Genomic DNA, 22,336 nt, shown 5'->3' on the forward strand with positions numbered 1-22,336 from the left:
CTATTAAAAATTTCCTCAAATCCTTATTAAATCAAGTAAATCTAGTGTATTTTCTTTTAAATAAATAGTTTGTGGATAAAATTGTGAATAAATATCATTTTTCTTTGAAAAAATAGTCTTTTCTAAGCTATAAATGAATTTTACACTTAATTATCCACTTGTATAAATTCATTACAAACTTATGTGAATAATAATTTAAAATGCCTATATTTTTAAGAAAATTTTAATGAAAATTTTGTTGATAACTCTGTTTAAAACATTTAATCTACATAATTCTATTTACATAAACAACAAATAATAAATATATTTATTATTTTAATATTTTTAGTAATAGTATGAAGCAAATTATAAATCCATTAAAAGGAAATAGTAATAAAATACCTATTTGGTTTATGCGTCAAGCAGGTAGATATTTGCCGGAATATAAAAAAGTAAGAGAAACAACAAAAAATTTTCTAGATTTTTGTTATGATGTTAGCAAAGCAACGGAAGTAACCTTACAACCGATAAAACGTTATGGATTTGATGCAGCTATTATTTTTTCCGATATATTAGTTTTACCTCATGCTCTTGGATGGGAAGTGGATTTTAAAGAAAATATAGGGCCTATATTAAAGCAATTCAAATCACAAGAAGATTTTAAATATCTGCAAATCAATCCGAATGATAAATTAGAAAAGGTTTATGAAATAATAAAAAAAGTAAAAAAAGAATTACCATCCCCCATTTCTTTAATAGGATTTGCAGGTAGTCCTTGGACAGTGATGAGTTACATGCTAGAAGGAAAAGGAAAACAGGATTTTAAAACGAGCAAAAAATTCATATATGAAAATAAAATACTTGCTGAAGAATTATTAAATTTTATTACGGAAAAAACAGCTGATCATCTTATAAATCAAGCAAAATCTGGAGCAGATGTTTTAAAGCTTTTTGATTCATGGTCAGGAGTACTTGCAGAAGAGGAATTTACTGAATTTGTAATAGAGCCGACAAAAAAGATTGTACTAAAAGTAAAAGAAGTTTTTCCAAAAACTCCTATAATTACTTTTCCTAAAGGAGCAGGATTATTATACGAAAAATTTATAAAAGAAGTACCGATAGATGTTTTAGCCGTAGATCAAATGGTCCCTCTTGAAAAAATGAAAGAGTGGAGTGATAAAGTAATAGTACAAGGTAATTTAGATCCGGTTGTATTATTAACTAATAAAGAAATTATTAAAGAAAAAACTTATAAAATTCTTCAGGCAATGAAAGGAAAGAATTTTATCTTTAATTTAGGACATGGTATTTTGCCTGAAACACCTACGGAAAATGTAGAATTTTTGACAAAATATGTTAGGTTATATGAAGAAAAGAATAGCAATAGTACTTTTTAATTTAGGCGGTCCAAAAGACCTTAAATCAGTGAAGCCTTTTCTATTTAATCTATTCTATGACAAAGCTATAATTAATCTACCAAATCCTTTGCGTTATATTATCGCTAAAATAATTTCTATTACTAGAGAGAAAAAATCTCAAAAAATTTATTCTTTAATTGGTGGTAAATCTTCTTTACTTCAGGAAACAGAGGAGCAGAAATTAGCACTAACCGAAAAGCTAAAGCAACTTATAAAAGAAGATTTCGCTATTTTTATAAATATGAGATATTCAGCACCGTTTGCTAAAGAAGTAATAGGTCAAATAAAAAAATATAATCCAAGCGAAGTAATATTATTGCCTCTATATTCTCAATTTTCAAGTACCACGACAGGATCATCGGTTAAAAATTTTTTACAAAACCTTGATATTGATATTCCAATTAAAACAATTTGCTGTTATCCTCTAGAAAAAGATTTTATAAAAGCCCATGTTTCATTAATTAAAGAAAAACTATACGATAAGAATTTTCGTATATTATTTTCTGCTCACGGGTTACCCGAAAAAATAATAAAAGCAGGCGATCCTTATAGTTTTCAGATAAAAGAAACAGTACAAGCAATAGTTAAAGAATTAAATATAAAAGATCTAGATTATAAGATAACTTATCAAAGTAGAGTAGGACCTATAGAGTGGTTAAAACCGAATACGGAAGACGAAATAGAGCTAGCAGGAAAGTTAAAAAAAGACATAATTATCGTACCTATATCCTTTGTATCCGAGCATGTTGAAACACTAGTAGAGCTTGATATTGAATATAAATTAATCGCAGATAAATATGAAATTCAATATACCCGAATTCCGACACTTGGAACAAATAAAATTTTTATTAATAGTTTGACAAATATATTACTACGATTTATTAATAAGGTTGATACTAATTTAGTTATGAGTAGCTCTAGTACAAGAATATGTCCAAACGAATTTACTAAATGTTTGTGTAAATTAACAAGTTAATAAGGAAAAGAATGGCAAGTTACTATCTATGGTTTAAGTCAGTCCATCTGATATCTGCTATATGTTGGATGGCAGGACTTCTTTATTTACCTAGAATCTATGTTTATCATATCAAAGCTAAAATAGGTAGCGAGCTAGATAGTACTTTACAAGTAATGGAGCTAAAATTACTCAGATTCATTATGAATCCGGCAATGATTAGCACATTTATTTTTGGTTTAATAAATGCTCATATTTACGGGTTTGTTGCTCTTGATACTTGGTTTCACGTTAAAATGTTTGCAGTATTAGTTTTAGTGATATTTCACGGTTTACTTGCAAGATGGCGAAAAGATTTTGCAAATGGTAAGAATGTCCATTCAGAAAAATTTTATCGCATAGTTAATGAGATTCCGGCTATTTGCATGATTGTTGCAGTAATTATGGTTATAGTGAAACCATTTGACTAGTATACTCTTTTTATTTGAAAAGGGATTGTTAAAGATATATCGTCATTGCGAGCAGGAAATAATAACAAACTTCTAAGATTGTGCTTCGTCAATTACTTACGTAATTTCTCTCATAATGATGTTAAAACCGATCCATGCCGGCAATGTTTTTCCGTGAAAGGAAAGTAGGAATGACATAATAAAGCAATGTCTGCTAATCTATATTTTAGCAATACCAAATATTGCTTCTAATTCTGCTAAGCGTTTTCTCTATTGCGTTGATATCTCTCTTTTTCAAAGGTCTTTCTAGCAACTCTGCTATCTCAACTTTTAGGATTTCTAAATTTTCTTTTGAAGTAAACTCTGCTACGAGTTCAGGTAGGCTCTTGTTAGTTTGGTTGGATATGTAGTTACTCCCGATTAATTAAACTTAAATTGCTTAAGTTTCAACCACCGAAGAGAAATAAACCCTTGGTGGTCAGGGAGTTAGCAAAACTGCCAAAAGTCAGCTATAATAGGTTTTGCTTAAAGCATTGCTTTTAAGCTCTGGACATGCCTATTATCCTCCGACCATAAGGTCGAGGATTAACATCAATTATGTGAGAGATGTTCTCACTTTTGGTAGAGGTTGCTACACCCCGAAATAGTGTTTTACTATTTCAGTTAAAGCTTATACCTAACTTCCTTTAAAAGTCAATCTATAACTTAACTAATAGTTTATTTATCTAAAGGATTTTTTATTTCTAATGTAAGTTGTAAAATTTATTTAGAATACCTATAATTCATAAAAAATAATATGGAACATTATGAATAATAGCGATAAACTTAATAAGTTAGTAATCTTTAAAGATAAAACCATTAGAAGAATTTTGCATAATAACAAATGGTGGTTTTCAGTAGTCGACGTAGTAGGAGCATTGACTGATAGTAGTGACCCTGGAGCTTATTGGAGAAAATTAAAACAAAGGTTAAACGAAGAAAAAAGTGAGGTCGTGACAAATTGTCACGGACTGAAATTAACTGCCACAGATGGAAAAAATATATAACAGACTGTGCAAATACAGAGTCATTACTTCGTATTATACAATCTATTCCGTCTCCAAAGGCAGAACCGTTTAAACAATGGCTTGCTAAAGTCGGTTATGAGAGGATTCAAGAAATTTCTGATCCGGAAAAGTCAATTGATAGAGCAAGGGATAATTGGAAACGACACGGTCGTAGCGAGAAATGGATTTAACAATGTATGATGGGGCAGGAAACACGAAATAAATTAACTGATTACTTGGAAAAACCATGAAGTAACAAAAGAGAATGAATTTGCTATATTAACTAATATTATTCATCAAGAATGGGCTGGTATAACTTAAAGAACACAAAAATATAAAAGGCTTAACAAATCAAAATTTACGTGATCACATGAATGAAGCAGAATTAATTTTTACTGCTCTTGCTGAATTATCTACTCGTCAGGTAACAGAAACTAATAATGCAACAGGAATGGAAGAAAATAAGGTTGCAGGTAAAATAGGAGGAAGTATAGCTAAAAACGCTAAAACGGCTTTGGAAAATAAAACTGGTAAAAAAGTAATCTCAACAAAACATTATTTCCCGCCTAAACTTACAAAGTAAAAATTTTTGTTATAGTGAAATGCATTGAATTAGGTGACATTTTTTAATTTTTAAATAATATATCTCATATCGTAAATGGGTTGGCATTCGCTATATCCTTAAAAAAATAAAATATTTCTTATAAATATCATCTAATTCAATGTATTTCACTATAAACCAAGGATTGCATCGGTTTTGTGGAAAATACTCTCACTTTTTACAGAAGTTTCAACACACCGAAATAGCATTTTGCCGTTCCGGTTACGATTTTAAAAAAGTCAATTAAACTTTACTTCAGGTGGCAATGACATTAATATTGCCTCGACATTTCCATCGGTCATTAAGCCGAATTTAGTACCGCGGTCATATAGCAAATTAAATTCTACATATCTACCTCGCTTTATAAGCTGGTATTCTTTCTGCTCAGCTGTCCAAGGTAAAAATAACTTACTTCTAACGATTTCAGGATATACCGACAACAAAGCCTTACCTACGTCCTGTGTAAAGGCAAAATCCTGTTCAAAATTACCGTTATTTAAGTAATCATAGAATATTCCGCCTACTCCTCTCGGCTCTTTTCGATGCTTTAGATAAAAATATTCATCACATTGCTTTTTGAATTTAGGATAATAGCTAGAATCATACTTATCGCACGCTTCTTTAAAAGCTGCATGAAACTTTACAGTTTCGTTTTTTTCCGGATAAAAAGGTGTTAAATCGCCACCGCCGCCAAACCAACTTTTAGAAGTTTCTATATAACGAGTATTAAAATGCATAGCGGGAATTAGCGGCGATTTAAGATGTGCGACTAATGAAATGCCTGTTGCAAAGAATTTCCCGTCTAGCTCTGCTCCTGGAATTTCGCTGCGGAATTCGGGAGAAAATTCACCAAATACGGTAGATATATTAACCCCGACTTTTTCAAATACTTCTCCTTTCATGAGAGACATGACACCGCCACCGCCGCCGTTACGTTGCCAGCTTGAGCGTATAAACTTAGCCGGTTTTAAACCTTTGGTTTGTGCATATTCTTCTTCGATTTTTTCAAATTCTTTGCACAATAAATCACGTAAATTAGTAAACCAACTACTTGTTATTTCTTTATTTTCTATGTTCATAATTATTAAGCAACGATTTAATTACTTTCCTCATCATATACATAATCACTAAAAATACGGCAGCAATGATCATAATATAAAAAGCCGGAGCATAAAATAAGCTTGTGCGCTCTACAAGCCAACGAGAAATAATAGGTGAAGTTCCGCCGAATATCGCTATTGCAAAATTGTAACTGAAAGCAACACCGGTAAATCTTTGTTCTGCCGTAAACAAGGATATAACGAGTATATAAGCTGTACCTGCTATGCTTCCTGCGAGCATACCAAGTATTGTAAGAGCTATAATTTGTTGCCATATCTCTTCTGTCGACATAAGTAACATGGTCGGTAAAATCAATATCAAGATAGCAACACCAACAAGCATTGCCATTTTAAATTTTCCGATAATATCGGAAGTACCGCCGGCAAGCGGCATCGCTATCATAGCAATAAACGAACTATACGCTAAATATGATAAAGCAATAGTATTACTAAGATGCATTACATTATAATAGAAAACATTTATATATGTTTTTACTAAATACATAACGCTGCTAGCGATAGCACCTATACACATAGTTAAAAACATCGATCTCCAAGCAGTTCTAATTACATTGGAAAAAGGTGCTTTAAGAACTTGTTTCTTTTTCTCAAGCATTTTAAAAATCGGTGTTTCCGATACACGCAATCGCAAGTAAAATCCTGCAAGACCCATAAATCCGCCAAGCAGAAAAGCAAAACGCCAAGCAAAATCTATATGAGAGAAATAACGTTCTATTATAATACCGATAAATGTTGCAATTAAGGTACCGGCGATATTTGAACCATGTACTAAACCTGCCGTAAAACCCGGTCTTAAATTTTGACGATGTTCAAGGATAAAAATAGCCGCTCCCGTTCCTTCACCGCTAATACATAAACCTTGAATAAGCCGCATTATAACTAGAGTTATAGGGGCATAAATCCCAATACTTGCATATGAGGGTATGAGACCCATAATAAAGGTCGGAATAGTCATACCTAGCATCGAGATTATTAAAGCGATACGTCTACCGTATCTATCACCGATATAACCGAATAATATGCCTCCTATCGGTCTTGTCAGAAAGCCAACCGCAAATACTCCAAGGCTTAGAAGAATTCTAATGAATTCTGATTCGCCTGGAAAAAAAACTTGTCCAATAATCAGCGAAAAAACTGAATATACCGTAAAATCATAATATTCGAGTACATTACCTGAAATAGCAGATAAAAAAATGAACTTAGACCTATTCATCGAGCTTTAAATAACTTAATTACTAATTAGTTATTATAGACAAGTTACATCATTTATAAAGTGTAATTTATAACATTATAAATTAACTTTTATAATATTTAATTTTTTATATATTATTAATTAACATATGTAGTATAAATATTTAATTGTCGGCATTTTAATTCTTGTGGTGATAGTAATATGTTTTTGTGGTTATAAGTTCTTGTTTAATAAACAACCTGAATCAGTTGCAAATGATTTTGAAAAAGAATTAGCAAAATGTGATAAAGCTATAAAACAAAATCCGAATGATGCATATATTGGATATGGATTTAGACTAAGAATACTGGGACTTAGATTTCCTGAAAAATATGAGTTGGCCCTTGAAGCTTATAACAAAGCAATTGCACTAAACCCTAATCATTTTCAGGCTTATCTTAATAAAGGAGCGATATTAATTCAGTTGGGAAAATACGATTTAGCTTTAGAAGCTTATAATAAGGCAATCGAAATAGATCCAAGTCATCCTTATGCTTATAACAATAAAGCAGAAATATTAAGAAAGCTTGAAAAATACGAACTAGCACTTGAAGCATAAAATAAAGGAAATGAGTTTAATCCTAATGACGCTAAAGCATATTTCTATAAGGGTTTAGCTTTAGATGCGTTACAGGAATATGAAGAAGCTATTAGATCGTATGATACAGCATTAGAGCTAGAACCGAATGAGCCTGTAATATACTTTAATAAAGGAAATATATATTTTAATATAGAAGAATATGATTTAGCTATTAAAATGTATAATAAAACATACAGCTTAATCCTGATGATTTTAGAGCTTACGTGAATAAAGGAATAGTTTTAGGAATTCTTAAAAAATATAATTTAGCATTAAAAGCTTTTGATGCAGCACTTAAATTAAATATCAATGATTATAAAGCACATCTTAATAAAGGTCTTACTTTGGAAAAATTAGGCAAATACGATTTATCTCTTGAATCATACAACAAAGCATTAGAATTAGAGCCAAATGACTTTTGAGACACAAGCTCAAATACAAGCTATATTAGACATGCAAAAGGCTAAATAATAGTCATAATTTATTATGACTATTATAACGTACATATTAATTTGGTCATAACTATTATAATATACACGTTATAATGGTCAAGCACTTATAACCTAGTTATCCTCTAGTGGGAACTACCGGAATTCCTATTTTTGCAGCTTCTCTGCTACCTTTAAGAGCACTTTTTACGGGCTTTGTGTTAAGATTCGTAACATCTTTTGAAGTCTTAATACTTCAAATCTTTATCAAAATATTTTACGTCTGTAGCAATACTTAAATGGTAAACTCCGCTACCTTTTTGTATAAACTGATTTTGTAAAGCTTTACCTTCTAAATCTAAGAATTTACCATTTTTTTTGAAGAATAGTTTCATCAAGCTTAATATTCTCATCTAATACTACTTTTCCAAAATCACCTACTTCTCCAACTTTTGTACCACTAAGATCATATGCGTAAAGTTTTTCTTCATGGAAATCTAGGTTGTTCAAAAAGTTCTCTATAGAATTCTTATCATTAGTAAAATTGCCTAATTCATAGGTGCCTATAATTTTCTCTTCTTTGCTTACTACTTTTTTCGTATTTTTAATAATTCCAAGATAGGCTAGAGCTTTTTTAAACTTACCCAAATTACTTCTACGGGTCTAGAAAATTCTTTTTCTTTTACTTCTTCAACTTCTCCTATAACTAATTGCCCATCTATGGGGCTGCCCAGTTCATCTTTAAAATGAATTAATTTGGCATTTTTACTCTATTTAATTCAGTTTCTTCAGTTTGAAAATGTAGATGTTTTTTTTCTGGCATAAATTCCTCCTTGAATAAATTGTGGTTTATTTCAAGTGTAAAGGAGTAAATTAAATTTTTGCAAGAAGTTTTTATTGTTAGTTATTTCTCAATAACTAACAAATATTAAGAATTAAAAACTACTGTGCCGTCCAGCCGCCATCTATCAAGAGTCCACTACCTGTTATTGATGATGCTTTTTTGTCACATAAGAATATTACTAAGTTTGCTATTTCATCAGCTTCTACAAATTTTTTCGTAGCTTGAGATTTAAGGATTACATCCCTTAACGCTGATTCTTCACTGATATGTCTAGCTTTAGCAGTATCTGCTATTTGATTCCTTACTAATGGTGTGTTGACGTAACCGGGACAGATAGCATTAACTGTAATATTATTCTCAGCCACTTCTAAAGCAATGGTTTTGGTAAGCCCAAGGATACCGTACTTTACTGCTACATATGCCGACTTGAAAGGTGATGCGACATATGCATAAGCGGAAGCGATATTAACAATTCGCCCGAAGCCGTTTTTTTTCATAATCTGTATTGCGTATTTTGTAGTATAGAAAGATGCTATTAAATCTATACGCAAAATTTGCTCCCATTTATCTTCAGGAAATTCATCGATAGCAGCAACATGCTGAATACCTGCATTATTTACTAATATGGGACTGTTGCGAGATGAGAGGATAGCAGGTATAATTAAAAAAAACAAAAAATATGTTCATATGTCTGAGTATCAAATGATAATGGTAAGTTTAGATGAGTTAATAAGTGTGGATCATCAATATCGTAAATTCAAAAGTTTATTCAATTTTAAAGCAGTTGAAGCTGAGTTATTAGCAGTAGAATGCGAAGCTAACTATAAAGGCTATGGTATAGTGAGGCTGTTTAAATGTTTGCTGCTGCAATTTATGGAAGACTTATCGGATCGGGAATTGGAACGTTATTTAGCTGATAGCACAGCGGCAAAATGGTTTTGTGATTTTGCTCTTACAGAGAAGACGCCTGATTATAGTGTATTTAGTAAAATACGTAAAAAAATAGGCACTAATTTACTATCAAAAATATTTGTAAAATTCCGAGATCAACTACGAGCACAAGGCTATATGGGTGAAGTATTTACCTTTGTAGATGCTTCTCATTTAATCTCAAAAGCTAATCTTTGGGAGGAACGTGATAAACTAAGAACACAAAAATATGATAAATTGAATAATGAGACTCTGCCTAAGGTTGTAAAGGATAAACAAGCTAAAATTGGCTGTAAGGGAGCAAATAAATTTTGGTATGGTTATAAAAAACATGTGAGTGTCGATATTCAATCAGGAATGATCAATAAGGTTGCAGTTACCCCTGCAAATGTTACTGATAGCAAAGGTTTTAAGCATGTTATGCCAAGCTCCGGTGCTACATATGTTGATAAAGGTTATTGTACAATCTCTGCCAAGAATGCAGCAGCTAAAAAGGGGTTCCATCTTTGCTCAATAAAGAAAAATAATATGAAAGATAAGAATTTTGACCTTGATAAATATTATACGAAAATCAGAGCACCTTTTGAGAGGGTATTTTCAAAAGATAATAAACGGGTTAGATATATAGGAATTGCCAAAAATCAATTCTCTGAATTTATGAATGCCATATGTTTTAATTTAAAACGATTAGTGGTTTTAACAACTTTAATAGCTTAGAGAAATTTGTTAATAAAAATCCTAACTCTGTAAACAAATCTCTATTAAATTACTATACTATTGAATAAATTTTATCTCAATATTAAACAGAATTTCTTTTTAAAAATATTTGGACAGAGCTAAATATTTATTTATCTGTTTTCCTCTCATTTTACTATTAAAAATTATCTCGCAACAGTCCCAATATGTCTATTTTACCGAATTCTTTTATTATCCTCTCAAACATAGAATGAATTTCATCAGGTTTTTCCAAATTTATTCCTTGATAAAATACAGCCCTTGCCCCAAGTTCTTTCAATTCTGCTGAAATTGTGGCTACTTCATCTTCTTTTGCAAAACCGTTTTTGCAAAATGTTTTGCTATCTCAAGCCCGATACCGCTAGTAGAACCGGTAATAACTGCTACTTTGTCTTTCATTTTTATCTCCTTATAAAATATGCACTGTCATACCGTGGCTTGTACCAGCCAGCTAAATCGTCATTGCGAGCAGAGTCATAGGCTGCGTGGCAATCTTAGAACTTTGGCACTAGATTGCTTAGTCAATTACTTACGTAATTTCCTCACAATGACAAGAAAATTAGAATCATGCAACAAAGCTGATCAAGTCACGGGATGACATATTTAATCAAGTAATATTTGTCTTTTATTTAAAAGTAACTTATATTAGATTACACTTAAAGAAATAATGTATAAATCTATGGAAATTGTTAATAGTGTTGATGCATCTGTATCTTGCCAGGGCAAAGAACCTCCATATGACCATCCGAAAGTTTATTTAGAGATAGATAAAGAAAAAAAGGAAGTTATCTGCCCATATTGTAGTAAGAAATTTAAACTAGTAACAAAATGACTATAAAATTTTTGTCAGAAAGTACTATCAACCGAATTGCTGCCGGTGAGGTTATAGAAAGGCCCGCATCGGTAGTAAAGGAATTAGTTGAAAATGCTGTTGATGCAAGTAGTACTAAAATAGATATTATTTTAGAACGTGCCGGTAAAAATCTAATCATTATTTCCGATGACGGTATTGGTATGACTGATAAGGAATTAGAAATTGCTGTTGAACGTCATACAACTTCTAAGCTTGATGAAAGCGATTTTCTAAATATTAATACTTTCGGTTTTAGGGGTGAAGCACTGCCGTCTATTGCTGCTATTAGCAAAATGCTAATTACTTCTAAAAAACGAGATGCCGACAAAGCATTTCAGATTAAGTTAATCGGCGGCAATGAAAAACAAGTTACTATTTCTGTTCATAATGAAGGTACTAAAATAGAGATACGTGATTTATTTTTCGCAACACCTGCACGTTTAAAATTTCTTAGAGCCGATAAAACAGAGCTTGCAGCAACTGTAGATGTGGTTAAGAAAATCGCTCTAGCACATCCTGAAATTTCTTTTAGTTTAACACATGACGGCAAGAATTTATTAAAACTAAAGGGACAAAATAAAGATGCTGAAACTAACCTAAAACAGCGTATAATTGATGTAATAGGTGATGATTTTATAAAAAACGCCGCTTATATAGACTTCAAAACACCTGATTTCTCTATTTGCGGCTATACTAGTAGCCCGACATATAATAGAGCTTCAAGTGAAGATCAGTTTTTATTTATTAATAATAGACCAGTAAAAGATAAATTATTACAGGTAGCTTTAAGGGTAGCATATCAAGATTATTTAGCTCGTGATCGTTATCCGCTATGTGCTATATTCTTACAAATCGATCCGCAACTTGTTGACGTTAACGTACATCCGGCAAAAGCAGAGGTTAGGTTTCATGACCCGAATTATGTGCGAAACTTATTAATAGAAGCAATTAAAAATGCTTTAACAAATAAAAGCCATGTTACTTCTACTACTATCGACTCTGATGCTCTTGAGTTATTTAAAAATCCTTTAGTTAACAAACAATCGCCAGTAAGTAAAGTTATAAATGTTAATAGTAAATCGGCAGATTATAGACCTACTACTCATTCTACACTTAATACAGTTCCTCAAAATCATGTTTGTCAAAAATTAATCGATACATTATCACATGCTAAAATAGAACAAGAAGTAGAAGACCGTATAGAACATGAACAGCAAACCCGTAAACAATATAAACTTGGGGCAGCTAAAGCACAACTTCATACGACTTATATTATTTCACAAACCGAAGATAGTATAGTGATTACCGACCAGCATGCAGCACACGAACGTTTAGGGTATGAAAAAATAAAAGATTACCTTAAAACGGAAGAGTTAATCAAACAGCGTTTGCTTATCCCTGAGATAGTAGAACTGCCAAATGAAAAAAAAGCAGATTGTTTATATGACCATAGAGAAAAACTATATAAACTCGGTTTAACTCTAGAAAAATTCGGCGAAAAATCTATTATAGTAACTGAAATTCCAAATATCCTTGGAGATGTAAACGTACAAAAGTTAATTCAGGATCTCGCCGATCATTTATCAGATTTTGGCAAGAATATAGCTTTGACAGAGTTAATCGAGCATGTAACGGAAACTTATGCCTGTCATTACTCTATTAGAGCAGGACGAAAATTATCGGCAGATGAAATGAATGCCTTACTGCGTCAAATGGAAAATACGCCGCTTTCAGGTCAATGTAATCACGGCAGACCTACTTATATTGAGTTGAAGCTTAAGGATATCGAACGCTTATTTGGACGGTAACTCGTTTAATTTGAAAAATTGGCGTCATTGCGAACGACTAAAAGGAGTGTGGCAATCTCGTTTTAATTTCCCGAGATTGCCACACTCCTTTTAGTCGTTCGCAATGACGTATCTCTCTTTATTTTGCAATGCCTAGTTTTTACTTGACTATTTTTCAATTTCGTTTTATTCTGCTTTTCTTAGAATAATAAAATAATATCTTGATTTAAGGTGTCAGCTAATGGCAAAGAAAAATAAAAATGTTTTGGTAAGGCTAGTAAGTACTGCCGGCACAGGTGTTTTTTGGGTAAAGAAACGTAATCCGAAGACCCAAACCGAGAAGCTTTCTTTTCGTAAGTATGATAAAGTAGTTAGAAAACATGTTCTTTTTAAAGAAGAAAAAATAAAATAATTGTAAGTAATATATGGCAGTAAAAATTCGTTTAGCTAGAGGCGGTGCTAAAAAGCGTCCTTTTTACCGTGTAGTGGTAGCTAACGCAACAGCACCTCGTGACGGTGACTTTTTAGAAAAAGTCGGAACTTATGATCCAATGCTTGCTTCAGATAATAGTGAGCGTGTTGTTTTAAAAAAAGATCGTATAGAATATTGGCTTGGCACCGGTGCTAAACCAACTGAGCGAGTCGCAAAATTTATTGAGCAAGCGGGTGTTACTCTTCCTAAGAAAGTTAAAAAGGAAATGGAAGTGAAAGCAAAAAACCGCAAAGCTAGACTAAGTAAAAAGGAAGCTAAAGAAGCTTAGTTATAGTGTATTTTCGTCATTGCGAGCAGGCATTGACTGTGTGGATCAATTCAGCCCCTGTCATCCCGCTATTTGAGTGCAGGATTTAGTAAATTTGACTGTTACAAGTTATTTTTCTAGATATTGTGGTCAAGACACGGGTATGACAGCACATATCTCTTCTCTATAATCATATTAATATGCCGGATTAGCTCAGTGGTAGAGCAACCGCCTTGTAAGCGGTAGGTCATCAGTTCAAATCCGATATCCGGCACCATCAAAATTTTTCTTGTCATACTGGGACTATCTTTATATAGATACCAAATCGTCATTGCGAGCAGCCGTAGGCTGCGTGGCAATCTTATGAAATAATAACAAACTTCCTAAGATTGCTTCGTCGAATTACTGTGTAATTCTTCTCGCAATGACGATTTACCGATCCATGCAAGCAAGCTTTCACAAGAATTATATAGAAAAAAACATACAATAGTGACATCCTTTAAAATTTTTATATATGATAGTAATCGATAAAACATCTTATAGAGCTGTGGGATTTAATAAACGTATTAAATTCCTAGTGCTACATTATACACAGTGTGATTTTAAGCAGTCTTTAGATTTTCTAACCGGTGAAAAGTTAAGTAGCCATATTTAATAAACAATGAAAACCCTGAACATATATTTCAATTAGTAGAAGAGCGTGATAGAGCATGGCATGCTGGAGTAAGTTTACTGGCAAGGTCATGAGCGTATTAATGATACATCAATCGGTATTGAAATCGTAAATCCTGCTTTTGAAGTAAATGCAAAAAACAATGATATAGTTTGGCTACCCTATTCGGAAAGGCAAATTAATAGTGTTATAAGTTTGTGTAAACAGATTATTGCTAGATATGATATTAAACCTACTAGAGTAGTTGGGCATTCTGATATTGCTCCAGGTAGAAAACAGGACCCTGGCCCGCTATTTCCTTGGAAACTATTATATGATAACGATATTGGAGTTTGGTATGATGAACAGGCGTTTAACGATCTATTGCCGCAAGTCGACATAACCGATATTGCAGCAATTCAGCAAAAATTTATTACATACGGTTATAAACTTGAAGTTACCGAAATTTTAGACTCTAAAATGAAAGATATTATAATTTCGTTTCAAATGCATTTTCGTCCTAGTAATTTTTCTGGCGATTTGGATGCTGAAACCATAGCAATTTTGGGACTGTTGCGAGATAATTTTTAATAGTAAAATGAGAGGAAAACAGATAAATAAATATTTAGCTCTGTCCAAATATTTTTAAAAAGAAATTCTGTTTAATATTGAGATAAAATTTATTCAATAGTATAGTAATTTAATAGAGATTTGTTTACAGAGTTAGGATTTTTATTAACAAATTTCTCTAAGCTATTAAAGTTGTTAAAACCACTAATCGTTTTAAATTAAAACATATGGCATTCATAAATTCAGAGAATTGATTTTTGGCAATTCCTATATATCTAACCCGTTTATTATCTTTTGAAAATACCCTCTCAAAAGGTGCTCTGATTTTCGTATAATATTTATCAAGGTCAAAATTCTTATCTTTCATATTATTTTTCTTTATTGAGCAAAGATGGAACCCCTTTTTAGCTGCTGCATTCTTGGCAGAGATTGTACAATAACCTTTATCAACATATGTAGCACCGGAGCTTGGCATAACATGCTTAAAACCTTTGCTATCAGTAACATTTGCAGGGGTAACTGCAACCTTATTGATCATTCCTGATTGAATATCGACACTCACATGTTTTTTATAACCATACCAAAATTTATTTGCTCCCTTACAGCCAATTTTAGCTTGTTTATCCTTTACAACCTTAGGCAGAGTCTCATTATTCAATTTATCATATTTTTGTGTTCTTAGTTTATCACGTTCCTCCCAAAGATTAGCTTTTGAGATTAAATGAGAAGCATCTACAAAGGTAAATACTTCACCCATATAGCCTTGTGCTCGTAGTTGATCTCGGAATTTTACAAATATTTTTGATAGTAAATTAGTGCCTATTTTTTTACGTATTTTACTAAATACACTATAATCAGGCGTCTTCTCTGTAAGAGCAAAATCACAAAACCATTTTGCCGCTGTGCTATCAGCTAAATAACGTTCCAATTCCCGATCCGATAAGTCTTCCATAAATTGCAGCAGCAAACATTTAAACAGCCTCACTATACCATAGCCTTTATAGTTAGCTTCGCATTCTACTGCTAATAACTCAGCTTCAACTGCTTTAAAATTGAATAAACTTTTGAATTTACGATATTGATGATCCACACTTATTAACTCATCTAAACTTACCATTATCATTTGATACTCAGACATATGAACATATTTTTTGTTTTTTTTAATTATACCTGCTATCCTCTCATCTCGCAACAGTCCCATTAAAGAGTTCTAAATCGTTGTTAAATCAAATTTTAACTACTACAAAAGAAGGATTAAGCACATCATGGGATTATATAAAGAAAACTACTCCCGGCAATGTAGAGTACGATTTATGGCAAATGGAAAAGCAAGTACCTGAATCTGAAATAATAACTGAGAAAGCAAAAAGCGGACAGCTGCGAAGTATAAAGATATCTTGCTTTTCGGTTGATTGCTCAAAACCACTTTTAAAAAAAATAGCGATTTCTTCAACCGGCATCAGAAGAGGAGTTGAAGATTTTCTTAATCAAAAATATTTTGCTGATAAATTTACTGAAGAAGAACAAGGTTGTTTTGTCTTATTCTTAGCATATAAAATATTTAGATATGGTAATAAGGTATGTCTCAAATATTTTAGCGAGCAACAGCCGGAGCTAATTACAAAAATTTTTGATGATTATCCTCATTGATTCTTTAGGAGAGAGGCAATTAACATCTGTATTAAAAATAAAGATGGTAGACAAAAAGCATTAGATGCAATAAAGTTAAAATCGTCAGATAAATTTTTTAAAGATTGCTTTGATACAGTATTCCCTAAGGTAGATGTTGTTGTAAACCTCATATTTGAAGAAGAACCTAAACCGAAGCACGTACCTAATGAACCTGAGCTTGTATTTAACTTAGAGCTCATACCTTTAAATATAGACGAAAATGATGATGTACTACCAACAAGTAATGTAGAAAATAACAACTAAATTTTTAAAATGACTAGCATATATCACATTCTTGACCGTGTTCCTGCTATTTATAAGCAGGACATGGAAATAGAGTATGAGCATTTGGCTATGCAATTAATTAAGTCCGGTAAATTACGGATAGATACCGATGATTGCTGCAATTTTGCAAGGTTTACCGAACCTGCTCTTAATATAAGCTTAATGGTTAGTCAAGAAGAGCTAACAAGCCCGCATTTAATCCCTGAAACTACCAAGCTTTTTCAAAATTTATACAGAAATTCCGCTTCAGATCAAAAAATAAAATCAATTTTCGATAATTTAAAAAAGCAAATACAAAAGCTACAGCCGGTTAAGAAAGAAGTAACCGAAATGCTAGCACGTATTTTTGTTCAGTCGGCTCATCCGATCGTAATAAGGTGGCTTCTTCTTAATAAGACGGAAGTATTTCTTACCTACTCACATAATATCGGCGATATGATGGATATGGTTAGCTGGCAACGAGTAGGCGGTAATAGCGGTATGCAAAGCACTAACGGCAAGGACGTAGCTATTTTTGTTTCATGCGGCGGTAATCCTTTTGCTGAAAACAATAAAGATCATCCGACTTACGGCAACGGCTTTGCTGCGGCAGCAAGACTTCAGATTATCGCAGCCCAAGAGCTTGGGCATTTTGCCGATATAAAAAGAGATGATAAAGGCAGGCAAATAACTCGCCATTCGGCTAATTTTTCCGGTACTAAAGCTACCGATAAAGTACGAATTGCTAGAAAAAATGACATAATACATTGTCATAATTTGCTGAGTAAGCTCCTTAAAGCAGGTATGAAAAAGCAATTAGATTATGAAACGAAACTTAAATTTTATAATGCAAATAAAGTTAGCGGCTTAAAAGTTTATGCTATAAAATTCATGATTTTTATATATAAATTTCGGCTTTTAAATTATAGCAGTAGGAATAATCTAATATTTGTAAGAAAATTTAAAACCGATGAATATATGGCATTAATGATTGATGCTATGTTTAAAGATATGCAAGCTAATTTATCACCGGCAGCTGACGTGTATAAAAATAAAAATCCTGAAATTGAAGAAGCGATAGCCTGCATTGAAGCCTTAGCAAGAGTACCGCAACAAGCCGTAAAATGGGGATATTTAACTACCAAAGAAACTATGCATGACCTTTATAAAATATATTATAACGAGGTTATACCTTCTTTAATTACTAGCTATAATGCTATCACCGGTGAAAATTATCAACGTGATTTTAAAAAGCCCAAAAGTAATTTCTTTTCTAAAATCAATATCTTTAGTAACAAAAAGTTAGTACTAAAACCGGTTAGGGAATTATGAGTATACTGATGTGAAATGAAGAATGGTAGATGAAGATTAACTTCAAAAAGAGCAAGGAATTCACAAGGCGATGAGGCATTGCTGCGTGGATATTGTTTTTTCGTCATTGCGAGGAAATTTACAAAGTAATTTGAGAGTCAATCATTTTTTTTGTGTAAGTTCATTTTTTATTTTCCAATAAATCATATTTAAAATTCCCACAAAGTATTTCAAATTGATTTAAAGCTAATGACCAATCTTTTATAGGCATAGTCCATTTTTTAGCCGCATTTTGCAAGGCTAAAAATATTATCTTTTGAATTGATTTATCATCTGGAAATACACCTTTATTTTTAATAATTTTCCTAATTTGACGATTTATAGACTCTATGGTATTCGTGGTATAAATCACCTTTCTAATCTCCTCAGGAAAGGCAAAAAATGGTATTATTCCTGACCAACTACGCTGCCAAATATCAGAAATTACTGGATATTTTTTATCCCATTTTACACTAAATTGTTGCAGTTTTAAACGAGCCATTTCTTCGTTATTTGCCGTGTAAATTTGTTTTAAATCTGATGTTACCTCTTTTAAATCCTTATGTGACACGTACTTTACTGAATTGCGTACCATATGCACTATACATAGTTGTACTATAGTAGCAGGAAATATGCTACTGATAGCCTCAGAAAAACCTTTTAAACCATCAACGCAAGCAACATAAATTTGTTCTACACCTCGATTCTTTAATTCAGTTATACTTGCATCCAAAATTTAGAGCCTTCATTTTTTCCTATCCAAATGCCCAATAACTCCTTCTTGCCTTCTATATTAACCGCAATTGCCAAATATACAGCTTTATTTATTACTATATGATTATCTCTAGATTTAACATATATGCAATCCAAATACAATATTGGGTATATCCTATCTAAATAGCGATTTTGCCACCTAGTTACCTCCTCTAGTACTCCATCTGTTATGGTTGATATTAAATCACTAGATACTTCAGTTTGATATATTTCTTCTAAGTGACCACGAATCTCACTGACTGTCATACCTCTACCATAAAGTGAAATTACCTTCTCATCAAATCCATTAAATCTCCTCAGCCCTTTTGGTATTAATTGTGGATTATACTCACCTTCCCGGTCTCTTGGTACTTCTAATGTCAACTTACGACCATCATCATCAATTACTGTCTTTTCATAGCTACCATTACGACGATTATTGTCTACTTTTTCTACTTTACTATGCTTTGAGTAGCCCAATTCATGATCTAACTCACTTGCTAATATTTTCTCAACTATTTGTTTCTTTAGCTGTTGAAATAAACCATCTCGACCAAATAACTCTGATGGGTCTGCTTTTGATAATAATTCTTCTACTAGCTGATTACTTATGTTTAATTTTTCTTTATCTTTACCTATTTCTTTAGCCATAATTTCCCTTTGTTTTAGTTACTTCTTTTTACAGTAATCTCTTACTGCTTTTTTTGCAACTTACACAAATTTTATTATAGACTCTAATTTGACGAAGCAATCTCAGGAGTTTGTTATTATTTCATGAGATTGCCACGCAGCCTACGGCTGCTCGCAATGACGATTTGGTATCCCGCACAGGAATGATATTTTTAGAACAATATCTTTAACTTTAATGAACCTTTGGTGGCTAGTATATTTGCTGCGTAAATTACAGTTATACGTTGCAAATAGCTCAATATTCTTATGAGCGGTAAGTAAACTTGCACCTACATTATAGCCGACTTTCGGTGTGCTGCTACTTGTAGTGTTCTCAAAGTAATTATCTGCCCAAATAAATCTAGCTTTCACCTTAGGTTGCTTATTGCTAAAGCTATTTTCTACAGAAGCATGTAGTCCCGGTACTATTTGAGTATCGTTTGATAATCTCTTAGGAGCGGTTAATTTTATGCCTGCAATCCCTGTAGTTAAGTTACCGGACTTACCAGCGACAAAATATTATTGACACCTGTACCGGTTTGGGTATCTTTATATGTATTATATCTAATACCAATATTAGGCATTAAATTTATACCGTCCATGGCAGAGAATTGATAACCGACATTACCCTCAAAACCATAAGCTTTGCTTGTATATTTACCGCTAGCAGTTTTATAGCTATGAAGTCCTACCGGTCTTAAGTCCTTTTTGTTGATTTTACTGTTACTTGCTGAAAATATTTCTTGTAATATAAAGCCATTACTAAATTGTTGTTGACCGTATAGAGAAATAATATAGCTTTCTGCCGATAATTTATCACCAGTGCTTGAACCTTTAAACTTAAAGTCAGAGTTCATACGGCTATATGCAATACTGACAAGACTATTTTCCCCGATGTAAAGCTCACCGCCGATCGTGCCGCCGGATACCGTGCCTTTATAGCTAGGATTACCTTTATATGCATCTTGATTACTTGAACCGAAAGTACCGGCAACCCATAATCCTTTTTTAGTAATTATAGGGTTTGCTTCATCACCTGCTGCAACGGCTATCATAGTACCGCCTGATAAGTGATTATTAATACTAGTAGTTACTGCTTCAGCTGTAACTACACTAACCGATCTTGTTCCTTGCTCGGTTAAATGCTCTACTACTTTTTTTGCATTATCAGGTGCAACTTGAGCTAAGTTTGCTACGAATAATAAGGATTGTTCTTGTTTTGTTTTACTCACTACAACAGTATCATCATTAGCTACTTCTTTAAGCTCAGCTTTATTATTTACTAATTCCTTAGCAAGCTCTACAGCGTGTTTTTCAGGATTTTGCATAACAAGTGCAGATTTTTCTCTAATCACTTCTTTTGTGCTTCCGCTACAAAAGTATTTTCCGTATGGACAATGATAGCATTATTGATTGCCTCAGCTAATTTTTGCGACTCAGGTTTTTTAACATATTCCTCTGCTACTCTTATTTCGTTAGCTTGACGTTGCCGATACTCCGCTTGCAGTCTTTGCTGTTCAGCTCTTTCGTTAACGCTGAGCTTGTGCTTGTTGCTGTGCTTGTGCATCTGCCGGTACTACTAAACCGGCTAGGTTAGCTTGTGTCTCTGCATCAACTTGATCTTGTCTAGCTTGAACCAATTCTAGAGCTATATTATCAATTGGTTATTGTATCTCTCTTTGTCTAGCTTGTCCATCTCGCTGCAGTACTGCAATTTGTACCTGTACTTCTCTTTGTGCATTTGTTAAGTCCAGCTGTGCTACAAACGAAGCGTTACGAATATCAAATAAAGCTTGCTGTGCTCGATTTTAGTCCCCTATATCGCGGCTCCTGCACGTGCAGCATTTAATCGTTGCTGTGCATCTGCTAATTGTTGCGGATTCTCAGCTTGTATTCGTGCTAGTGCATTCTGTGCTTGCCTTAACCTTAAGTTTTCTCTGTCTACTTGTTGCTGCCCCCTCACCGGAGCCGCTACCATATCTTAGTCGTACTTGTCTCTGTCCTAACATATCTACTGTTTCTCTTGCTACTATTACGTTTCCTACTATCACTGCTTCCGCTCTTGCTTGAGCATGTGCCGGTTGTGCCGCTGCTTGCACTCCTACTTGTTGTACTTGTAATCCTTGCGGTAAAGCAACGGTTCCGGTAGCTGCAGTATCAGTATATCCATTAGGAACGAACTCCATTACTCATCCTCAAAATTGATAGTACGGCTACATCATTCGCCATGTGAGCCCTATTAATATTAATCACAATATTTGTACCGAATGCCGTAGGGAGATTTTGAAAAACTATACCGCTTTCTCCTAAAGCATTTATAGTAATATTGCCTTCAATAATAGTAAATACCCCATTAAAACCATAAAGATTAATATCATTAATATTAATATTTTTGGGCAAAATTAACCATATGGTTATTTTCTGCGATAATAATATTGTCATTATCTTGTGGAAGATAATGGTTGTGATTATATCTCAAATCATTCATCGTACCTATATTAGAAGATGGATTTCCCGCCGGAATAATATCCGCCGCAAAGCCTCCCATGCTTGCAAGCAGCCCGATACTACTGGTTGCTAGTAAAATTTTATTAAAAAAAAGTTTTGTTCTTATTAGTTATAATTTCCCCTATAACTTATTGCTTTTAATGATTTTACCACTTAACTTATCGGTAATTATACACTATTTATTTACGACGCACAATAATTA

The 22,336-nt window shown here is 32.9% G+C and carries 24 protein-coding genes, 1 tRNA gene and 5 pseudogenes; 18 read left to right on the forward strand and 12 right to left on the reverse strand.

The window, feature by feature from the left end; genetic code table 11:
- Positions 1 to 335 precede the first annotated feature (335 nt).
- The 5 genes from hemE to C4Q30_RS05240 all read left to right on the forward strand — a co-directional run bounded on the left by hemE (position 336) and on the right by C4Q30_RS05240 (position 4,430).
- Positions 336 to 1,376 (forward strand): uroporphyrinogen decarboxylase, encoded by a 1,041-nt coding sequence (gene hemE / locus C4Q30_RS05215; RefSeq protein WP_103897411.1) that lies wholly within the window; start codon positions 336 to 338, stop codon positions 1,374 to 1,376.
- On the forward strand, positions 1,333 to 2,373 hold the full coding sequence (hemH, locus tag C4Q30_RS05220) for a ferrochelatase (RefSeq protein ID WP_014121181.1): 1,041 nt from the start codon (positions 1,333 to 1,335) through the stop codon (positions 2,371 to 2,373). The genes hemE and hemH overlap by 44 nt, the downstream gene beginning before the upstream one ends.
- Positions 2,374 to 2,384: 11 nt before the next feature.
- Positions 2,385 to 2,822, forward strand: coding sequence for a protoporphyrinogen oxidase HemJ (gene hemJ / locus C4Q30_RS05225; protein WP_103897412.1), 438 nt, complete (start codon positions 2,385 to 2,387; stop codon positions 2,820 to 2,822).
- A gap of 979 nt (positions 2,823 to 3,801) precedes the next feature.
- Complete coding sequence (locus C4Q30_RS05235; RefSeq protein ID WP_245207495.1) at positions 3,802 to 4,038, forward strand: BRO-N domain-containing protein; 237 nt, start codon at positions 3,802 to 3,804, stop codon at positions 4,036 to 4,038.
- A 179-nt stretch (positions 4,039 to 4,217) separates the two neighbouring features.
- Positions 4,218 to 4,430 carry a hypothetical protein gene (locus C4Q30_RS05240; protein WP_103897414.1) on the forward strand — a complete coding sequence of 71 codons (213 nt, stop codon included), beginning with the start codon at positions 4,218 to 4,220 and terminating at the stop codon, positions 4,428 to 4,430.
- A gap of 257 nt (positions 4,431 to 4,687) precedes the next feature.
- Here the strand turns inward: C4Q30_RS05240 and hemF are convergent, their stop codons facing one another.
- Entirely contained in the window at positions 4,688 to 5,527 is an 840-nt protein-coding gene (gene hemF / locus C4Q30_RS05245) for an oxygen-dependent coproporphyrinogen oxidase (RefSeq protein WP_103897415.1), read from the reverse strand.
- Positions 5,511 to 6,782, reverse strand: coding sequence for an MFS transporter (locus C4Q30_RS05250; protein WP_103897416.1), 1,272 nt, complete (start codon positions 6,780 to 6,782; stop codon positions 5,511 to 5,513). Before C4Q30_RS05250 ends, hemF begins: the two co-directional genes overlap by 17 nt.
- Before the next feature lie 202 nt (positions 6,783 to 6,984).
- Here C4Q30_RS05250 and C4Q30_RS05255 point away from each other — a divergent pair, with 202 nt between their 5' ends.
- From C4Q30_RS05255 to C4Q30_RS05265, 4 genes and pseudogenes are all read left to right on the forward strand, one after another.
- Complete coding sequence (locus C4Q30_RS05255) at positions 6,985 to 7,359, forward strand: tetratricopeptide repeat protein (protein WP_103897417.1); 375 nt, start codon at positions 6,985 to 6,987, stop codon at positions 7,357 to 7,359.
- A 45-nt stretch (positions 7,360 to 7,404) separates the two neighbouring features.
- A pseudogene (locus C4Q30_RS09780) lies at positions 7,405 to 7,509 on the forward strand (tetratricopeptide repeat protein); the annotation flags it as partial.
- Between the two features lie 21 nt (positions 7,510 to 7,530).
- Complete coding sequence (locus C4Q30_RS09785) at positions 7,531 to 7,608, forward strand: hypothetical protein (RefSeq protein WP_245207570.1); 78 nt, start codon at positions 7,531 to 7,533, stop codon at positions 7,606 to 7,608.
- A complete protein-coding gene (locus C4Q30_RS05265; RefSeq protein WP_245207497.1) occupies positions 7,605 to 7,802 on the forward strand; it encodes a tetratricopeptide repeat protein in 198 nt (65 codons plus the stop codon). The genes C4Q30_RS09785 and C4Q30_RS05265 overlap by 4 nt, the downstream gene beginning before the upstream one ends.
- 372 nt (positions 7,803 to 8,174) lie before the next feature.
- On the opposite strand, the gene C4Q30_RS09790 is transcribed toward C4Q30_RS05265, so the two are convergent.
- Both C4Q30_RS09790 and C4Q30_RS05275 read right to left on the reverse strand, forming a co-directional pair.
- Complete coding sequence (locus C4Q30_RS09790; RefSeq protein WP_225981278.1) at positions 8,175 to 8,456, reverse strand: hypothetical protein; 282 nt, start codon at positions 8,454 to 8,456, stop codon at positions 8,175 to 8,177.
- Between the two features lie 294 nt (positions 8,457 to 8,750).
- On the reverse strand, positions 8,751 to 9,326 hold the full coding sequence (locus C4Q30_RS05275; RefSeq protein WP_245207498.1) for an SDR family oxidoreductase: 576 nt from the start codon (positions 9,324 to 9,326) through the stop codon (positions 8,751 to 8,753).
- On the opposite strand from C4Q30_RS05275, the gene C4Q30_RS05280 reads away from it, so the two are divergent.
- Complete coding sequence (locus tag C4Q30_RS05280; RefSeq protein ID WP_209445172.1) at positions 9,277 to 10,299, forward strand: transposase; 1,023 nt, start codon at positions 9,277 to 9,279, stop codon at positions 10,297 to 10,299. The two genes, C4Q30_RS05275 and C4Q30_RS05280, sit on opposite strands and share 50 nt — an antisense overlap.
- Before the next feature lie 157 nt (positions 10,300 to 10,456).
- Here C4Q30_RS05280 and C4Q30_RS08830 read toward each other — a convergent pair whose 3' ends face one another.
- The gene (locus C4Q30_RS08830) at positions 10,457 to 10,597 is read right to left on the reverse strand and encodes a hypothetical protein (RefSeq protein WP_198913039.1); all 141 of its coding nucleotides are present in this window, start codon (positions 10,595 to 10,597) and stop codon (positions 10,457 to 10,459) included.
- A gap of 387 nt (positions 10,598 to 10,984) precedes the next feature.
- Between C4Q30_RS08830 and C4Q30_RS05285 the strand changes: the two genes are divergently transcribed.
- From C4Q30_RS05285 to C4Q30_RS05310, 6 genes and pseudogenes are all read left to right on the forward strand, one after another.
- Positions 10,985 to 11,149 carry a zinc-finger domain-containing protein gene (locus tag C4Q30_RS05285; RefSeq protein ID WP_008579257.1) on the forward strand — a complete coding sequence of 55 codons (165 nt, stop codon included), beginning with the start codon at positions 10,985 to 10,987 and terminating at the stop codon, positions 11,147 to 11,149.
- Positions 11,146 to 12,978 (forward strand): DNA mismatch repair endonuclease MutL, encoded by a 1,833-nt coding sequence (gene mutL, locus C4Q30_RS05290; RefSeq protein WP_103897418.1) that lies wholly within the window; start codon positions 11,146 to 11,148, stop codon positions 12,976 to 12,978. The genes C4Q30_RS05285 and mutL overlap by 4 nt, the downstream gene beginning before the upstream one ends.
- Before the next feature lie 220 nt (positions 12,979 to 13,198).
- Complete coding sequence (gene rpmG / locus C4Q30_RS05295) at positions 13,199 to 13,369, forward strand: 50S ribosomal protein L33 (protein ID WP_004997072.1); 171 nt, start codon at positions 13,199 to 13,201, stop codon at positions 13,367 to 13,369.
- A gap of 13 nt (positions 13,370 to 13,382) precedes the next feature.
- Positions 13,383 to 13,718, forward strand: coding sequence for a 30S ribosomal protein S16 (gene rpsP / locus C4Q30_RS05300; RefSeq protein WP_014121177.1), 336 nt, complete (start codon positions 13,383 to 13,385; stop codon positions 13,716 to 13,718).
- A gap of 181 nt (positions 13,719 to 13,899) precedes the next feature.
- A tRNA-Thr gene (locus C4Q30_RS05305) sits at positions 13,900 to 13,974 on the forward strand.
- 237 nt (positions 13,975 to 14,211) lie between these two features.
- A pseudogene (locus tag C4Q30_RS05310) lies at positions 14,212 to 14,940 on the forward strand (N-acetylmuramoyl-L-alanine amidase).
- Between the two features lie 157 nt (positions 14,941 to 15,097).
- Here the strand turns inward: C4Q30_RS05310 and C4Q30_RS05315 are convergent.
- Positions 15,098 to 16,120: a transposase gene (locus C4Q30_RS05315; RefSeq protein WP_209445172.1), complete on the reverse strand. Its 1,023-nt coding sequence runs from the start codon at positions 16,118 to 16,120 to the stop codon at positions 15,098 to 15,100.
- A gap of 207 nt (positions 16,121 to 16,327) precedes the next feature.
- Between C4Q30_RS05315 and C4Q30_RS05325 the strand changes: the two are divergent.
- A pseudogene (locus tag C4Q30_RS05325) lies at positions 16,328 to 16,854 on the forward strand (hypothetical protein).
- A gap of 9 nt (positions 16,855 to 16,863) precedes the next feature.
- The gene (locus C4Q30_RS05330; RefSeq protein ID WP_014013769.1) at positions 16,864 to 18,186 is read left to right on the forward strand and encodes a DUF2748 family protein; all 1,323 of its coding nucleotides are present in this window, start codon (positions 16,864 to 16,866) and stop codon (positions 18,184 to 18,186) included.
- A 160-nt stretch (positions 18,187 to 18,346) separates the two neighbouring features.
- On the opposite strand, the pseudogene C4Q30_RS05335 reads toward C4Q30_RS05330, so the two are convergent.
- The 6 genes and pseudogenes from C4Q30_RS05335 to C4Q30_RS08840 all read right to left on the reverse strand — a co-directional run bounded on the left by C4Q30_RS05335 (position 18,347) and on the right by C4Q30_RS08840 (position 22,068).
- Positions 18,347 to 19,608, reverse strand: a pseudogene (locus C4Q30_RS05335) (IS256 family transposase).
- Between the two features lie 141 nt (positions 19,609 to 19,749).
- Positions 19,750 to 20,133 (reverse strand): annotated as a pseudogene (locus C4Q30_RS10250) (hypothetical protein); the annotation flags it as partial.
- Positions 20,115 to 20,954 (reverse strand): autotransporter outer membrane beta-barrel domain-containing protein, encoded by an 840-nt coding sequence (locus C4Q30_RS10255; protein ID WP_342447543.1) that lies wholly within the window; start codon positions 20,952 to 20,954, stop codon positions 20,115 to 20,117. The gene C4Q30_RS10255 and the pseudogene C4Q30_RS10250, both read right to left, overlap by 19 nt.
- A 23-nt stretch (positions 20,955 to 20,977) precedes the next feature.
- A complete protein-coding gene (locus tag C4Q30_RS09800; protein ID WP_245207499.1) occupies positions 20,978 to 21,193 on the reverse strand; it encodes a hypothetical protein in 216 nt (71 codons plus the stop codon).
- A gap of 316 nt (positions 21,194 to 21,509) precedes the next feature.
- A complete protein-coding gene (locus tag C4Q30_RS08835; RefSeq protein WP_198913040.1) occupies positions 21,510 to 21,812 on the reverse strand; it encodes a hypothetical protein in 303 nt (100 codons plus the stop codon).
- Positions 21,796 to 22,068, reverse strand: a complete 273-nt coding sequence (locus tag C4Q30_RS08840; RefSeq protein ID WP_198913025.1) for a hypothetical protein — start codon at positions 22,066 to 22,068, stop codon at positions 21,796 to 21,798. The genes C4Q30_RS08835 and C4Q30_RS08840 overlap by 17 nt, the downstream gene beginning before the upstream one ends.
- Between the last annotated feature and the right edge of the window lie 268 nt (positions 22,069 to 22,336).

It is taken from the genome of Rickettsia fournieri (assembly GCF_900243065.1).
Taxonomy (GTDB): Bacteria; Pseudomonadota; Alphaproteobacteria; order Rickettsiales; family Rickettsiaceae; genus Rickettsia; species Rickettsia rickettsii.

Coding starts and splice junctions, on each gene's coding strand:
- hemE (WP_103897411.1), top strand. CDS start 336: ATGAAGCAAATTATAAATCCATTAAAAGGAAATAGTAATAAAATACCT.
- hemH (WP_014121181.1), top strand. CDS start 1,333: ATGTTAGGTTATATGAAGAAAAGAATAGCAATAGTACTTTTTAATTTA.
- hemJ (WP_103897412.1), top strand. CDS start 2,385: ATGGCAAGTTACTATCTATGGTTTAAGTCAGTCCATCTGATATCTGCT.
- C4Q30_RS05240 (WP_103897414.1), top strand. CDS start 4,218: ATGAATGAAGCAGAATTAATTTTTACTGCTCTTGCTGAATTATCTACT.
- hemF (WP_103897415.1), bottom strand. CDS start 5,527: ATGAACATAGAAAATAAAGAAATAACAAGTAGTTGGTTTACTAATTTA.
- C4Q30_RS05250 (WP_103897416.1), bottom strand. CDS start 6,782: ATGAATAGGTCTAAGTTCATTTTTTTATCTGCTATTTCAGGTAATGTA.
- C4Q30_RS05280 (WP_209445172.1), top strand. CDS start 9,277: ATGGGACTGTTGCGAGATGAGAGGATAGCAGGTATAATTAAAAAAAAC.
- C4Q30_RS05285 (WP_008579257.1), top strand. CDS start 10,985: ATGTATAAATCTATGGAAATTGTTAATAGTGTTGATGCATCTGTATCT.
- mutL (WP_103897418.1), top strand. CDS start 11,146: ATGACTATAAAATTTTTGTCAGAAAGTACTATCAACCGAATTGCTGCC.
- rpmG (WP_004997072.1), top strand. CDS start 13,199: ATGGCAAAGAAAAATAAAAATGTTTTGGTAAGGCTAGTAAGTACTGCC.
- rpsP (WP_014121177.1), top strand. CDS start 13,383: ATGGCAGTAAAAATTCGTTTAGCTAGAGGCGGTGCTAAAAAGCGTCCT.
- C4Q30_RS05315 (WP_209445172.1), bottom strand. CDS start 16,120: ATGGGACTGTTGCGAGATGAGAGGATAGCAGGTATAATTAAAAAAAAC.
- C4Q30_RS05330 (WP_014013769.1), top strand. CDS start 16,864: ATGACTAGCATATATCACATTCTTGACCGTGTTCCTGCTATTTATAAG.
- C4Q30_RS10255 (WP_342447543.1), bottom strand. CDS start 20,954: ATGCAAAATCCTGAAAAACACGCTGTAGAGCTTGCTAAGGAATTAGTA.
- C4Q30_RS09800 (WP_245207499.1), bottom strand. CDS start 21,193: ATGCACAAGCACAGCAACAAGCACAAGCTCAGCGTTAACGAAAGAGCT.
- C4Q30_RS08835 (WP_198913040.1), bottom strand. CDS start 21,812: ATGGAGTTCGTTCCTAATGGATATACTGATACTGCAGCTACCGGAACC.
- C4Q30_RS08840 (WP_198913025.1), bottom strand. CDS start 22,068: ATGACAATATTATTATCGCAGAAAATAACCATATGGTTAATTTTGCCC.